This window comes from Streptomyces sp. NPDC092296 (assembly GCF_044755465.1).
GTDB lineage: Bacteria > Actinomycetota > Actinomycetes > Streptomycetales > Streptomycetaceae > Peterkaempfera.
Map to the genome: position 1 here is coordinate 287,604 of NZ_JBIVRB010000004.1, position 14,936 is coordinate 302,539.

At 71.6% G+C, this 14,936-nt stretch carries 12 protein-coding genes; 7 read left to right on the forward strand and 5 right to left on the reverse strand.

Annotated features, from left to right (window positions below):
* Window positions 1-96: 96 nt before the first annotated feature.
* The 4 genes from ACIQGZ_RS14370 to deoC form a co-directional block, all read right to left on the reverse strand.
* Window positions 97-744, reverse strand: a complete 648-nt coding sequence (locus ACIQGZ_RS14370) for an ATP-binding protein (RefSeq protein ID WP_402601798.1) — start codon at window positions 742-744, stop codon at window positions 97-99.
* 259 nt (window positions 745-1,003) lie between these two features.
* Window positions 1,004-2,038 carry an aldehyde dehydrogenase family protein gene (locus tag ACIQGZ_RS14375; protein ID WP_402601799.1) on the reverse strand — a complete coding sequence of 345 codons (1,035 nt, stop codon included), beginning with the start codon at window positions 2,036-2,038 and terminating at the stop codon, window positions 1,004-1,006.
* On the reverse strand, window positions 2,031-3,551 hold the full coding sequence (locus tag ACIQGZ_RS14380; RefSeq protein WP_402601800.1) for an aldehyde dehydrogenase family protein: 1,521 nt from the start codon (window positions 3,549-3,551) through the stop codon (window positions 2,031-2,033). Before ACIQGZ_RS14380 ends, ACIQGZ_RS14375 begins: the two co-directional genes overlap by 8 nt.
* Window positions 3,552-3,556: 5 nt before the next feature.
* Entirely contained in the window at window positions 3,557-4,543 is a 987-nt protein-coding gene (gene deoC / locus ACIQGZ_RS14385; RefSeq protein ID WP_402601801.1) for a deoxyribose-phosphate aldolase, read from the reverse strand.
* 119 nt (window positions 4,544-4,662) lie between these two features.
* Here deoC and ACIQGZ_RS14390 point away from each other — a divergent pair, with 119 nt between their 5' ends.
* Entirely contained in the window at window positions 4,663-5,499 is an 837-nt protein-coding gene (locus tag ACIQGZ_RS14390) for a PH domain-containing protein (RefSeq protein WP_402601802.1), read from the forward strand.
* Between the two features lie 343 nt (window positions 5,500-5,842).
* Here the strand turns inward: ACIQGZ_RS14390 and ACIQGZ_RS14395 are convergent, their stop codons facing one another.
* On the reverse strand, window positions 5,843-5,995 hold the full coding sequence (locus ACIQGZ_RS14395; RefSeq protein WP_402601803.1) for a hypothetical protein: 153 nt from the start codon (window positions 5,993-5,995) through the stop codon (window positions 5,843-5,845).
* Between ACIQGZ_RS14395 and ACIQGZ_RS14400 the strand changes: the two genes are divergently transcribed.
* From ACIQGZ_RS14400 to ACIQGZ_RS14425, 6 genes are all read left to right on the forward strand, one after another.
* Window positions 5,981-7,195: a helix-turn-helix domain-containing protein gene (locus tag ACIQGZ_RS14400; protein ID WP_402601804.1), complete on the forward strand. Its 1,215-nt coding sequence runs from the start codon at window positions 5,981-5,983 to the stop codon at window positions 7,193-7,195. The genes ACIQGZ_RS14395 and ACIQGZ_RS14400 overlap by 15 nt on opposite strands.
* 361 nt (window positions 7,196-7,556) lie before the next feature.
* A complete protein-coding gene (gene fxlM / locus ACIQGZ_RS14405) occupies window positions 7,557-8,789 on the forward strand; it encodes a methyltransferase, FxLD system (RefSeq protein WP_402601805.1) in 1,233 nt (410 codons plus the stop codon).
* Window positions 8,790-8,838: 49 nt separating this feature from the next.
* On the forward strand, window positions 8,839-9,030 hold the full coding sequence (locus tag ACIQGZ_RS14410) for an FxLD family lanthipeptide (protein WP_402601993.1): 192 nt from the start codon (window positions 8,839-8,841) through the stop codon (window positions 9,028-9,030).
* A 97-nt stretch (window positions 9,031-9,127) separates the two neighbouring features.
* Window positions 9,128-12,190 (forward strand): lantibiotic dehydratase, encoded by a 3,063-nt coding sequence (locus ACIQGZ_RS14415; protein WP_402601806.1) that lies wholly within the window; start codon window positions 9,128-9,130, stop codon window positions 12,188-12,190.
* Complete coding sequence (locus tag ACIQGZ_RS14420) at window positions 12,187-13,419, forward strand: lanthionine synthetase C family protein (protein WP_402601807.1); 1,233 nt, start codon at window positions 12,187-12,189, stop codon at window positions 13,417-13,419. The genes ACIQGZ_RS14415 and ACIQGZ_RS14420 overlap by 4 nt, the downstream gene beginning before the upstream one ends.
* Complete coding sequence (locus ACIQGZ_RS14425; protein WP_402601808.1) at window positions 13,401-14,393, forward strand: thiopeptide-type bacteriocin biosynthesis protein; 993 nt, start codon at window positions 13,401-13,403, stop codon at window positions 14,391-14,393. The genes ACIQGZ_RS14420 and ACIQGZ_RS14425 overlap by 19 nt, the downstream gene beginning before the upstream one ends.
* Window positions 14,394-14,936: the final 543 nt, after the last annotated feature.

Genomic DNA, 14,936 nt, shown 5'->3' on the forward strand with positions numbered 1-14,936 from the left:
GGAGGACCGCGGGGGAAGCCCGGTGCCTGGGGAGGCGCCGGGCTTCTTCATGCCCGGGGGCGGGCGCGCCGGGCGTACGGGGGCGTACGGGGGGCGTCAGCGCGCGGCGGCGGGCTCGCGGGTCTCGGCGGCCGCCCGCGCCCGGCGCAGCGCCTCGGCGCCCGCGCAGGCGTACGCGCCCAGCGCCACCTGGCGGCCCACGATCCCGCGCTCGGCCCGCATCAGCCGCCAGCCGCGCCGGATCAGCACCGGCACCGACTTGCGGCCCTCCCGGACGTCCCGGCGGAACCGGCGCCAGGCGGTGGTCAGCGGGCCGTTGCGCAGGCAGATGGCATCGCCCAGCACCCCTTCGGCGGCGCAGCGCGCCACGATCTCGGCCGCGAAGATGCCCTCGGCGACGAACGCCGCCGCGCCGTCCAGCTCCAGCGTCCGGGTGCCGACCCGGCCGTTGTCCGGGATCGAGTACACCGGCACCTCGGCCCGCCCGTCCTCGGCCAGCCGCCGGATCGCGGCCACCGCCTCCTCGGCGTGCCAGGCCCGGGGCGAGTCCCAGTCCACCGCCGCGCCCGCGTCGTCCAGCCGGGGCAGGGTGGGGTCGTCGCCGTCCTTGTAGAAGTCGTCCAGCTGGAGCACCGGCAGCCCGGTCCGCCCGGCCAGCGACGACTTGCCGGAGCCCGAGGGCCCGGACAGCAGTACGACCCGGGCGCGGGGTATCGACAGGGGGTTCACCGGAGAATCGCTCACGGGACACCAGTGTGACGCATCCCGGCCACCCGGTCTGCCCCCGGGCCACCGCTGATGCCCCGCAGCGGGCGCCCGGCTGGACGGCCCGGCGCGGGCCGGCGCGATGGGCTGCCGCCGCCCGGCGGAGCGATCGCCGCCGCGCTCGGCCGGCGGGGGCCGGCGGCCGAGCGCGGGGCATGCCGGAACGGGCACGTGCCGGGTCGGGGGAACCGGCGCGTGCCCGTCCGGGAGCGGCCGGGGCCGCCCGTCGGGGGTGGGCTCAGACGCCCATGGGGTGCCAGACCGTCTTGGTCTCCAGGAAGGCCAGCAGCCGCTCGGTGCCGGGCGCCGCCGTCCAGTCCTCGGCGGCCGGGTCGACGGCCGGGCGGAACACTCCTCCCTCCTCGCCCGCCTTCGGCGAGGAGGGTCCCTGCCCGGAGCGACCAGTGGCGCGGAACACTCCTCCCTCCTCGCCCGCCTTCGGCGAGGAGGGTCCCTGCCCGGAGCGACCAGTGGCGCGGAACACCCGCTTGAGGGTGTCGGCGGCGGCGGTCTCCAGGGCCTTGGCCGAGGCCGGGCCGTCACCGGTCACCGCGCCCGCCAGGTCCAGGGCGTTGACGTCCTGGTGCGAGGCGAGGGTCGGGGCGATGTCCGCCGTACGGCCGGAGAGCAGGTTGACCACGCCGCCGGGCAGGTCGGAGGTGGCCAGCACCTCGCCCAGCGACAGGGCGGGCAGCGGCGTGGCCTCGGCGGCGGCGACCACCACGGTGTTGCCCGCCGCGATGGCCGGGGCGACCACCGAGACCAGGCCCAGCAGCGAGTGGCCGGTGCCGCCCTGCGGGGCGAGCACGCCGACCACGCCGGTGGGCTCGGGGGTGGAGAGGTTGAAGTACGGCCCGGCCACCGGGTTGGCGGCGCCCGCGATCTGGGCGATCTTGTCGGTCCAGCCCGCGTACCAGACCCAGCGGTCGATGGCGGCGTCCACCAGCGCGGCGGCCGTCCGGCCGCCCACGCCCTCGGCGGCGGCCACCTCGGCGGCGAACTGCTCGCGGCGGCCCTGGAGCATCTCCGCGACCCGGTAGAGGATCTGGCCGCGGTTGTACGCGGTCGCCCCCGACCAGCCGCCGAACGCCTTGCGGGCGGCGGCGACGGCGTCCCGGGTGTCCTTGCGGGTGCCCAGCGGTGCGTTGGCCAGCCAGTCGCCCTTGGGGTCGGTCACCTCGTACACCCGTCCGCTCTCGGAGCGGGGGAACTTCCCGCCGACGAACAGCTTGTAGGTCTTGAAGACGTCAAGTCGCGTCACCGGTTCAGACATCGAGGTACGCCTCCAGGCCGTGGCGGCCGCCCTCGCGGCCGTAGCCCGACTCCTTGTAGCCGCCGAACGGCGAGGTCGGGTCGAACTTGTTGAAGGTGTTGGACCAGACGATGCCGGCCCGCAGCCGGCTCGCCATCCACAGGATGCGGGAGCCCTTCTCGGTCCAGACACCGGCCGACAGCCCGTACGGGGTGTTGTTGGCCTTCTCCACGGCCTCGGCCGGGGTGCGGAAGGTCAGCACCGACAGCACCGGGCCGAAGATCTCCTCGCGGGCGATCCGGTGGGCCTGGCTGACGCCGGTGAAGACGGTCGGGGCGAACCAGAAGCCGTCCTGCGGCAGTTCGCACGCCGGGGCCCAGCGCTCGGCGCCCTCGGCCTCGCCGGCCGCCGCCAGCTCCTGGATGCGGGCCAGCTGGGCGGCGGAGTTGATCGCGCCGACGTCGGTGTTCTTGTCCAGCGGGTCACCGACCCGCAGGGTGGCCATCCGACGCTTGAGCGCGTCCAGCACCTCGTCGTGCACCGACTCCTGGACCAGCAGCCGGGAGCCCGCGCAGCAGACATGGCCCTGGTTGAAGAAGATGCCGTTGACGATGCCCTCGACCGCCTGGTCGATCGGCGCGTCGTCGAAGACGATGTTGGCGGCCTTGCCGCCCAGCTCCAGCGAGAGCTTGGTACGGCTGCCGGCCAGCGTCCGGGCGATGGACCGGCCGACCCCGGTGGAGCCGGTGAAGGCCACCTTGGCCACGTCGGGGTGCGCGGTCAGGGCGGCACCGGTGCGGCCGTCGCCGGTGACGATGTTGACGACGCCCTTGGGCAGCCCGGCCTGGCGGACGATCTCCGCGAACCGCAGGGCGGTCAGCGGGGTGGTCTCGGCGGGCTTGAGGACGACGGTGTTGCCGGTGGCCAGCGCCGGGGCGATCTTCCAGGCCAGCATCAGCAGCGGGAAGTTCCACGGGATGACCTGGGCGGCGACGCCCAGCGGCTTCGGGTTCGGCCCGTAGCCCGCGTGCTCCAGCTTGTCGGCCCAGCCCGCGTAGTAGAAGAAGTGCGCGGCGACCAGCGGCAGGTCCACATCGCGGGTCTCGCGGATCGGCTTGCCGTTGTCGATCGACTCCAGCACGGCCAGCTCGCGGCTGCGCTCCTGGACGATCCGGGCGATCCGGAAGAGGTACTTGGCCCGCTCGGCGCCGGGCAGCGCCGACCAGGCGGGGAAGGCGTCCCGGGCGGCGCGGACCGCGCGGTCCACGTCCTCCCCGCTGCCCTGGGCGAACTCGGCGAGCACCTGGCCGGTGGCCGGGTTCACCGTCTTCAGCGCCTCCTTGCCCGCGCTCTCGGTGAACTCGCCACCGATGAAGTGCCCGTACGAGGAGGCGATCTCACCGGCGGCGGCGGGCGACTCGGGGGCGGGGGCGTAGGAGAAGAGCTTGCCGGGCAGGCCGCCGGCCGGGGCGGTGGCCTCGGGCGCGGTGGGGGCGGGCGCGGTGGTCTTCTTGTTGTTCTTGGGCGTTGCCATCGGGCTCAGTCCACCGTCACGTAGTCGGGACCGGAGTACCGGCCGGTGGTCAGCTTCTGACGCTGCATCAGCAGGTCGTTGAGGAGGCTGGAGGCGCCGAAGCGGAACCAGTCCGGGGAGAGCCAGCCGTCGCCGAGCGTCTCGTTCACCATGACCAGGTACTTCATGGCGTCCTTGGTGGTGCGGATGCCGCCGGCCGGCTTGACGCCGACCTGGGTGCCGGTGGCGGCGGCGAAGTCGCGCACGGCCTCCAGCATCAGCAGCGTCACCGGCGGGGTGGCGTTGACGGCCACCTTGCCGGTGGAGGTCTTGATGAAGTCGGCGCCGGCCAGCATCGCCAGCCAGGAGGCGCGGCGGACGTTGTCGTACGTCTGCAACTCGCCGGTCTCGAAGATCACCTTCAGATGGGCGTCCGGGCCGTCGGTGCGGCGGCACGCCTGCTTGACGGCGACGATCTCCTCGAAGACCTGGAGGTAGCGGCCGGAGAGGAAGGCACCCCGGTCGATCACCATGTCGATCTCGTCGGCGCCCGCCGCCACCGCCTGCGCGGTGTCGGCCAGCTTCACCGGCAGCGCCGCGCGGCCGGACGGGAAGGCGGTGGCGACCGAGGCGACATGGATGCCGCTGCCCTCCAGCGCGGCCTTGGCGGTGGCGGCCATGTCCGGATAGACGCAGACCGCGGCGACCGGGGGGCAGCCGGGGTCGGACGGATCGGGATGCCGGGCCTTGGTGCACAGCGAGCGCACCTTGCCGGGGGTGTCCGCCCCCTCCAGCGTGGTCAGGTCGATCATCGAGATCGCCAGGTCGATGGCGTACGCCTTGGCGGAGGTCTTGATCGAGCGGGTGCCGAGGGCGGCGGCGCGGGCGTCCAGACCGACCGCGTCGACGCCGGGCAGGCCGTGCAGGAAGCGGCGCAGGGAGGCCTCGGACGCGGCGACGTCTGCGAGGCCGCCGCCCACGGCACCGGGGGCGTTGGCTGCAACAGTGGACATAGTCACCACACCAGCATATCTACACGCGTAGCGCATGGGCAGGGGTACGACCAACCGATGCCGTACCGCAATACGGCCTCCCACGGCCCCCCGGGGTGGCTGAGGCAGAATCTGCAACCATGACCGACCCCGCAGGTGAGAACGGGCGCAGCCAGGACACCCCCGGCACCCCCGACTCCCACACCCCGGACACCCCCGCCCCGGAATCCGCCACCCCGGACACTCCCGAGGGCACCCCCCAGGGCACCCCCGAGAGCACTCCCGGGACCCCCGCCCCGGCCGCCCCCGAGACCCCGGCCCCGGCGGCGCGGCAGCCCGAGGCCGAGTACGCCGAGCGCGTCTTCCGCTCCACGCCCGGCGTCGTCGCGGGCGTACTGCTGCTGGCCATCGCCGCCTGGCTGATCATCGACGCCATGGTGTACGGCGCCGGCCGCATCCCCTGGGTGGCCCTCGCCGTCGCACTGCTGATCGGCCCGGGGATCGTCGCGTACACCCTGCGCCCGGTGGTCCGCGCCGACGAGGACCGGCTGACGGTCCGCAACCCGCTGCGCACCATCGTCGCGCCCTGGGGCGCGGTCGAGGGGCTGCGGTCCGGCTACTCGGTCGAACTCCTCGCGGGCGGCAAGAAGTACCAGGTCTGGGCCGTCCCGGTGTCGCTGCGGCAGCGCAAGCGGGCCAGCCGCGCGGCCGGCCGCGCCGCCGCCGACGACCCCTTCGCCGGACGCGGCGGCCGCACCCCGACCCGGGCCGGCCTCGGCCGCCCCACCGTCCCCGGCGCGCCGGACCCCACCCGCGCCTGGTCCGACCAGGTGGTGGACACCCTCCAGGAGATCGCGGAGCGCAACGCCACCCGCCCCGGCGCGGCCGGCCCGGTCGGCACCGCCTGGTGCTGGTGGATCATCGCCCCGGCCCTGGTCGGCCTGGCCGCCCTGATCGCCCTGCTCGCCACCGGCTGAACCCCGGCTCGGCCCGCCGCCTGCAACGAGGGTCGGGGCGGCCGGCCGCCCCGACGGGCCGGCGCCCAGTGGTCACCGCTCGGCGGGACCTGTTCGCCAGACGAACACTTCGATGCTCGGCTGGCGCTCCGAGAACCGGCCCGACGCGGAGGACTTCCACAGCAACCGGCGGAGGTCGGACTCGAAGTCGTCCCGGCCGACTCCGAGCGGGTGCGGAGCCGAGGACGACATCGAGAACACCCAGCTCGCCGGGCACCGCCGAGCGCCGGAGCCCCTTGGCCTACCTGACCAGGGCGGGGGTCGGTCGCGACTTCGGCCCGGGGTCGGAGTTCGTCACGTCACGTCAGGTGAGGTCGAGGACGACGTAGGCGCGGTCGAGGATGCGGGACACCTGGTCGACTCCGGCGCGGGTGATGGCCAGCGCGCGGGCCTCCTGCTGGCTGGTGTGCTTGTGAAGCTCTCCCAGGCGTAGCTTGGGTGCATGGACACCGAGCACCTAGGGGACCGGGTGTGTCGCCTCCGCCGCGCTGCCCGGCTGACGCAGGAGGAGTTGGCAGACCGATCAGGCATCTCGGTAGACGTTGTTCGGAAGCTGGAACAGAAACGCAAGCACAGCGCCCGGCTGCCGACCTTGCATGCCTTGGCCAAGGGTTTAGGCGTCGAACTGACGAGCTTGCTGGGTGACCCTCCGGCGGTGCTGTCCAGCGGGGAGTCCGATCCTCCGGCGCTGGTTGCTGTGCGCCGGGCGCTGATGCCGCCGTTGTTCGCACCGCCTGTCGATCCGGTTGGAGTCGAAGACCTATCAGTTGGATTGCTTCGCTCCGAGATCGCCGATGCCTGGACGCTCTATCACGCAGCTGACTTCGGGCGGTTGATGGAGGTGCTGCCAGGGATTGTCGCAGATGCGCGCCTGGTCGCTTCCGTCGGTGGGGAGGAGGATCGTGCGGCTGGGCAGGCCGCATTGGGAAAGGCGTTGCAGCTGGGCGGGCACCTGGCTATCAGGCTGGGCAAGGCTGACCTTGCACTCTCCAGTCTTGAGCGAGCGATAAGCCATGCCGACCAGTCTGCTGACCCCCTGCTACCGGCCATGCTGGTTAACTCGGTGGCATGGGCCTATCAGCGCCAAAACCGCCTCGATGACGCTGAATATGTGGCGATCCATGCGGCTGACAGCATTGAACAGGGAAGTGGGAACTCCGCCGAGGGGATTCGTGTATGGGGCGGACTGGTCATGTCGGCGGCAACCAGTGTGGCGCGTAAGGGGGATTACGAAAAGGCCAGCGAGATGATGTCGTCGGCCGAGCATGCAACAAAGAAGCTCGGAAAGCTTCCTCCGCCGACTGACGGTAAGTTGTTTTCTGTCTTCAACCGCTCATCGGTCCGTATCGAGCGGGTACGCCTCGCGGTTCAGCACGCCCGGCCGGAAGAGGCGTTGGCCCTGGCGCGCGGCATGAGACTGAGCAAGGACACGCCTCCGTCATGGCGGACCTGGCTGCTGCTGGACGTCGCACGTGCCCGGACCGATACCGGGGACGCGGCGGGCGCGGTCAAGGCTCTGGAGTCGCTGCGGCGCACTGCGCCTGCTTGGCTGCGGCATCACACGCTGGCTGTGGCAATTGTGACGGACCTTCTCGCTGGTCCGAAGCGCCCACCGGGCCTACGTCAGATCGCAGAGTTCCTCGGGGTATCGCAGTAACGTCGCAGAACTGGGACGTTCCGTCCCTGTCGGAGCCAGCCGCGTGAGGACAACCTGGCTTCATGGCGTTCGGTGACCAAGCGGGCACGGTCAGCCATAGGGTCGGCTCAACCGTAGCCAGGCTTGCTGCTTTGACCGTACGAACATCGGCAAAACCACAGAAGTGGGTCAGTGAGCAGCCCTGGCTGATGGTGCAGGGCAGGGTGCCCGGACCCGGCATGGGCGTGGAGCAGTCAGTCCTCGCGTTCGCGCCACTCGGCCGGCATCCGCTCCAGCCCAAGGCGATGGCCTCCCGGCCAAGCGACACCGTCCGCGCTCATCCGGATACCCGCAGTGCATACGAGCGAAGGAACTTCCCCTCATGACCCACACGACCGTCGAACCCGACGAGGCCACCCGCCTGCGGAACAACGTCGTGGACACCCTCCGCGCGGAAGGCTGGATCACCTCCTCCGAGGTCGAAGCCGTGATGCGCGCGGTCCCACGTCACGAATTCGCTCCCGAAGCGACCTTGGAGAAGGCGTACGAGCCGTACGCAGCGGTGATCACCAAGACCGACGAGCACGGCGTCCAGCTCAGCTCCGTGTCCGCGCCGCAGATCCAGGCCCTCATGCTGGAGCAGGCCCGGGTCCGCCCGGGGATGCGGGTGCTGGAGATCGGGTCGGGCGGCCTGAACGCGGCCTATCTCGCCGAACTCGTCGGCGAGGTCGGCGAGGTCACCACGGTGGACATCGACCCCGTCGTCAGCGACCGCGCCCGCCGACTGCTGGACGAGCACGGCTACAGCCGGGTCACCGTCGTCACGGCCGACGCCGCCGAGCCCATCGCCGGCCTCGGGCAGGTCGATGTCGTCCTGGTGACTGCCGGAGCCTGGGATATCCCGCCGGCCTGGATCGACCAGCTGGGGCCCGGCGGGCGCCTGGTGGTCCCGCTGCGAATGCGCGGCCTGACCCGATCCATCGCCTTCACCTGCGTCGGCCACCACCTGGAGAGCGAGTCCGCGAAAATCTGCGGCTTCGTTCCGATGCAGGGCTCCGCCGCCCACAACGAAGAGCTGCTGCTGATCGCCGGCACACCCGAGATCGGACTGCGGTTTGACGACGGGCTGCCCTCCGACCCGAGTCTGCTCGACAACGCCGTCACGACCCCCCGGTTCGAGGTGTGGACCGGTGTGACGATCGGGGTCAGCGAGCTGCTGGACACCCTCCAGATGCACCTGGCCATCACGCTGCCCGGCTTCTGCATCATGGTGGTCGACCCGGACCTCGACTCCGGGATCGTCGCCCCGACCAACAAGGGGTTCGCCCTGGCGGCCGTTGACGGGGAAGGGCGCACCTTCGCCTACCTCACCACCCGCCGAACCGAGGACAACACGCACGTTGAGTTCGGCGTGCACGCTCTGGGCCCCGACGCCGCCGCGTTCGCCGAGACCATCGCCGGCCACCTGCGCGACTGGGCCGACGAGCACCGCGGCGGCCCCAGCCCGGTCATCCGCGTCTATCCGGCAGGCACCCCCGACGACCAGGTCCCCGGCGGCCGGGTCATCGACAAGGTGCACAGCCGGATCTCACTCTCCTGGCCTGCGGCTCAGTGAGCGCGGACCAGAGTTCCTGCACCATCCCAACGGAATGAAGGGCATCACCATGACCAGTGCCACCCTGGCTCCGCCGCCCGTGCCGATGCACGTGGACGACGACTTCGCGCCGCTCGATGTGAAGGTCGTCGTCGCCGCGTACCCGCACGGCAAGCTGATGTGCTCCACCGGCGACGGCTGCGGCAACACCTGTACCAACGGTGCCTCCGCGTGCAACTCCTTTGTGGACGACCCCGCCTGATTCCGGGCAGCTCGCTCAACCGGTGGGCCGGGCCGGACGCGCGTCTGGCCTGGCCCACCGGCTCCCATCCCACGCCTGTATCGGAAGGGAAGGCTCCATGGCCCCCCAAGCGGACGTCGGCTACCGCTGGCAGGGCCCTGCAATGCTGCGAGCCAGCACCAGCTCCGGCCTTGCGGACCTGCCTCACACGCTCAACCTGGACGACGTGGCGGTCACCCGCATGTGGCTGAGCCGGAGATGGCAGCAGGAGACGTTCCGCAACGCTCTCCGCGCCGCCACGCCCGTACTGTCAGAAGCGGTCGAAGCCGTCGTAAGCGGGCGGCAGACCCGGCCCCGTCAGGTCCGGCGTACCGCGATGTCCACGATCTCCTACCTGCTGCGGTGGCAGAACCGCCCGACCCCGCTCGGCTTGTTCGCCGGAACCGCCGCAGCGGTTGTCGGGAACACGGCCCGCGCCCAGTGGGGCGAGAAGCACCGGGCGTTGCTGCGTGCCGACGCCGAATGGGTCGCCGACATCATCCTGCGCCTCCAGTCCAGCCCGGAACTGCTGCGTCGGCTGCCACTGGTGGCCAACAACACCGCCCATCAACGCGGTGACCGCCTCGTCGCCGTTGGGGCCCCGGCCGATGCCTACACGCCGCTCCTGGCCCCGATTGAGATATCCGTACGCAACGCCCGACCGGTGGCTGCGGCGGTGGCCGCCGCACGCGAGCCGATCACCTATGCCGACCTGTGCGCCCACCTGCGTAAGCTCTTCCCGCAGGCCACCGGCGACCAGATCGACAGGCTCCTGCGCGACCTGGTCGGCCAGCAGCTCCTGCTGACGAGTCTGTGGGCGCCGATGACCGCCATGGACGCCTTCGGCCACCTGTGCGCCGAACTGGAACGGCTCGACGCCGATGCGCTGCCCGATCTGGACGGCCTGGTGGCCGCGTTGTACCGCGTACGCGACGAGATCGCCGCCCCCCAGTCGGCCTGCGCCGTCGCCGCGCTGGATGGCGTCATTCCGAAGATGCGCGCCATCTCTTCGGCTACACCGACGCCCCTGGTCATCGACACCGGCCTCGACTGCGACGTGCAGATCCCTGCGGCCGTGCTGGAAGAGGTCCAGGCCGCCATCATGGCGTTGTACCGGACCACCACACAGCCGTACGGCTACCAGCACTGGCGTGACTACCACCGCCGCTTCCGCGCCCGGTACGGCGTGGGCGCGCACGTGCCCGTCATGGAGCTGGTCTCCGACAGCGGGCTCGGCCTACCGGCCGGCTACCTCGGCTCGGAGCGCGGCCAGCCGCCCAGACTTCTCACCGACCGGGACGAGACCGTGCTCGCACTGCTGCAGGGTGTCCTGATGGAGGGGCGGGGCGAACTCGTCCTCACCGACAAGGCGATCGACGCTCTAGCGGACGCCGCCGGCACCGAGCCGCACTTCGTCCCTCGTGTCGAGATCGCGTTCGAGATCCACGCCTCCTCCACCACGGCCCTCGCGCGCGGCGTCTTCGAGGTCGCGATCACCGCCGTGCCCCGGCCGGGCAGCAGCATGGCCGGCCGGTTCGCCCACCTGCTGACGCCCGACCGACAAGAGGCCCTGGCCGCCGGCTACTGCACCGACCCCGACGCACTCACCGCGCAGCTCAGCTTCCCGCCCCGTAAACGCCGCAACGAGAACGTGATCCGCACGCCCCGTCTCCTGCCCCACGTCATCGCCGTGGGTGAACACCATCCCCCGGACAACAAAACGATCGACCTGGCCGATATCGCTGTCACCGCCGACGCCCGCCACTTCCACCTGGTGCAGCGCTCCACGGGGCGGCGCCTGGACGTGCGGGTCCTGCACGCCCTCGAAGCAGCAGTTCAGACCCCTGCGCTGGCGAGGTTCCTCGCCGAGGTCGCTGGTGCCCGGTACGCCGCCTACAAGCCGTTCGATTTTGGAGCTGGGGCCCGCCTGCCGTACTTGCCCCGGGTCCGCTACCGCCGCACCATCCTCGCTCCCGCCCGCTGGCTGTTGGCCGCCGAAGACCTGCCCGGTCGCAGCGCCGAACAGCAGACGTGGGGCCAGGCGTTCGACGCGTGGCGTGCCCGGCTGCGCGTGCCGGAGGCCGTCAGCATGATCGAGCACGACCAGCGTCTTCCTATGGACCTGACGCATCCGGTCCACCGCCACCTACTGCGTGCTCAGCTCGATCAGAACCGGCGCCTGGAACTGCGCGAGGCGCCGAATGCCGACGCACACGGCTGGATCGGCCGCGCTCACGAAGTCTGGGTCTGCTTGCACCGCGCCGGACCGGACCCGGCGGCCAAGGACGTTTCCCGCTCGGCCCCGATCGGCGAGCTGCCGCGGCGCCACCTGCCCGGCGCTGGCAGCGTGCTGTACGCCCGCCTGCATGCGCACCCTGGCCGCTACGACGAGATCCTGACGCAACACATCCCCACCCTGCTCGCCCTGCTCGGCGACAGCGCGCCACTGTGGTGGTTCACCCGCCACCGCGAGACCGCACGTCCGGACGCCGACCAGTACCTTGACCTCGCTCTCCAGCTCGCCCCCGGCACCTACGCTGCCGCAGCCGAGCATGTCCACGACTGGACGGACACCCTCCACCGCGCTGGGCTCGCAGCCGGCCTGACCCTGGCCGACTACCGGCCGCAGACCGGCCGGTTCGGGCACGGCGCCGCATTGGATGCCGCGCACCGGGTCTTCGCTGCCGACTCCGCCGCTGCCCTCTCGCAGATCCACTTCACCGATCACAATGACACCGTCGCCCCGAAAGCACTCGCCGCAGCCAGTGCCCTCGACCTCGTAGCACACCTGGCCCCCACCGAGGAGGAAGGAGCGGACTGGGTGGTCCGACGATTGCCGCAGACCACCGGCCGCCTTGACCCCCGCCTGCGTGACCAGGTACTCGACCTCACCATGCCCAGCGGCCATGCCAGCCTCTCCGCACTCCCCGGAGGTGCTGCCGTCACCTATGCCTGGCAGGCCCGCGCCGCCGCCCTTGCCACCTACCGCGACTCCCTGTCCGGGGCCGACCCGCTCAGGGCCGCTCGGTCGCTGCTCCACCAGCACCATGTCCGGGCCCTGGGCGTTGACCCCACTGCCGAGGCCGTCACCCTCCGCCTCGCCCGCACGGCAGCCCTGCGAGCCCGGAAGACGGTTCGATGACCGCACCCACCACCACCGTGGCAGAGAGGATCGCCCACTTCAGCCGCCACTTGGCCGAGCCCGCGCCCCCTCTCCCGGACGAGCCCTGGGCGGTGCAGTCCCTCGCTGACGGTGCAGCCGGAACCGCCCTGCTCCACGTCGAGGCCGCGCGCAGCCACGCCCAGCCCTGGCGGACCGCTCACCGCTGGATCAGTGCAGCAGCATCCGGACGGGTCAGCGCAGCGGACACCACCGGTCTCTTCCTCGGCGCGCCGGCCATCGGCTTCCTGCTCAGCACCCCACCGGCCGAGTTCACCCGCCTCTACCTCCAGGCCCGCCGAACGGTGCACCTGCACATCGTCACGCTTGCCCACCGCCGCACCGACGCAGCTCTGGCCCGCATCTACCGCCGCGACCTGGCCACGTTCGCCGAGTACGACATCTTCTACGGGCTAACCGGCATCGGCGCCTACCTGCTCCACGCCGGCCCCGACGATGGAGCCCTCGAACGCATCCTCCGCTACCTTGTGGCATTGACCCAGCCCCTCGAACCAGGTGACGGCTCCCTGCCCGGCTGGTGGGTCCGGCACGACCCGCAAAGAGGACACTCCCCGCACTTCCCTGGCGGCCACGGCAACCTGGGCGCCGCCCACGGCATCACCGGCCCGCTCCTGCTGCTTGCCCAAGCGCTGCGCAGTGGTATCGAGGTCCACGGCCACCGCGAGGCCATCCGGACCATCTGCGACCACCTCGACACCTGGCGCCAGGACGCCGAGACGGGCCCGTGGTGGCCCGAGCACCTCTCGCGTCGAGACCTCAAACGCGGTCACCCACACCGGCCCCACGACGCCAGACCGAGCTGGTGCTACGGAGCCTCCGGCATCGCGCGAGCCGGTCAACTCGCAGGCATCGCCCTGCGCGACCCGGGCCTCCAGGCATTCTACGAAGACGCCCTGTACCGCACGTTGAGCGATCCTGCGCAACTGGCCAATGTCACCGACGCCGGCCTGTGCCACGGCTGGGCAGGCATCTACCAGACCGCTACACGCGCCGCCGCCGACGCCCGCGACCTCCGCCTGCGCGAACTGCTTCGCCCCCTCGGCAACGTGCTCCTCGACCACGCCCGGCCCGACCCCACGGCGGCACCGGGTCTGCTGAACGGGGCCGCCGGCACCGCGCTTGCCCTGTCCACCCTCGCCACCCAGCAGCCCCCGAGCACCGGATGGGACGCATGTCTCTTGATCAACTGACCCAGCCTGAGCCCGGCCCCACCGAACGCGCCGTCCTTGCCGTGCTCTCCGGCCACCCGATAGCCGACGCCGCCAGCCGGGCCGGCATGAACCCGGCGAACCTCTCCGACGCCATCCAGGTCTTCCAGCAAGCCGGCCGCGCAGCCCTCGACCACTGTGCAGGGCAAGACGAGTGGTGGCACGCCTACCTCCACTTCGCCGACTGGGCGGACGCCGACCGCACCTTCACCGCCCATGTGCTGCCGCTGCTGCGCGCAGCAGAAGCCGACGGCACGCTCGACGGCTGGTGGTACACCAGGAAGCACCCCTGCTGGCGGCTGCGCCTTCACCGGCACCCCGAGATCGAGACCATGACCCGCATGGGAGACGGCCTCGACCACCTCGTTGCCGAAGGCCACCTTCACCGCTGGTGGCCGGGCATCTACGAGCCGGAGACGGCCGCCTTCGGGGGCCCTGCCAGCATGGCGGCTGCCCACGCACTGTTCGTCGCCGACAGCCGAGAGATACAGCACCTGCCCGCGCGCGTCGGCCTGAGCTTGGGACGTCGTGAGCTGTCCGTTCTCCTCTGCACGATCCTGATGCGCGCCGCCGGGCTCGAATGGTACGAGCAGGGCGATGTCTGGCACCGCGTCATCACCGCCGAACACCGTTCCAGTATCGCGGACGTACCGCGCAAAAGCCTGGACGCGAGAGGAGCAGAGATCCGGGCCCTGCTCCTGGCAGACATCGACTCCCTGCTCGACGCAGACGGCCCGCTGGAGCCGGTCGCCGAGTGGGCAGCGGCCTTCCGCCACACCGGCCAGACCCTGGCTCACGCTGTGCAACTCGGAACGTTGGACCGTGGCCTGCGCCAGGTCCTCAGCTACCACATCGTCTTCCACTGGAACCGGCTCGGTCTCTCGCTACGGGCGCAGAGCGCACTCGCGTGGGCGGCCCGCGCAGCCGTCCTCCATCTGCCGCAGGGGGACGTGTAACGCCTGGTGCGGTGACTCCTCCCGCCGTGGTTCGTCGTGATGCAGGTCGCATGCGCCGTCACCCTCGGCGCGGCCGCTCTCCTGGTCAACGGGTCGGGACCGCGCGCCGCCGTTGCCAAGGCACGCTGACCCCTGAGTGCGGTGCGGTGCGGTGCGGCGCCGCCGCGAGTGCCCTGGCGCGTCGGTTGGCGGCCACGGCTCCGGCGCCGCTGCGGATGATGCGCAGGCAGAGGTCGACGGCGGCCACGCCCATCTGCGCGCGAGTGACCTGGACGCGGCCGACCACGCCACGGCCGTGCTGGAGCGCCCGCAGACCGCTGCGGCCACCCTTGCGGCTGGGTGCCTGGCGGACGCGCTTGCCGAGTGTGCTGTCGATCCCGCCGGACGTCGCAGTGCGTGTTCGAGTCGCCGCAAAGGGTGACTGCGCCGACGGACACTCCTTCGCGGATGGCGTGACGAGTGTGCTACGTTCCGTAGCCTCAACAGAACACAAGTAGCCCCGGCGGTGCGGGAACACCCCGGGGCGCGGCAACAGGAGCAAGA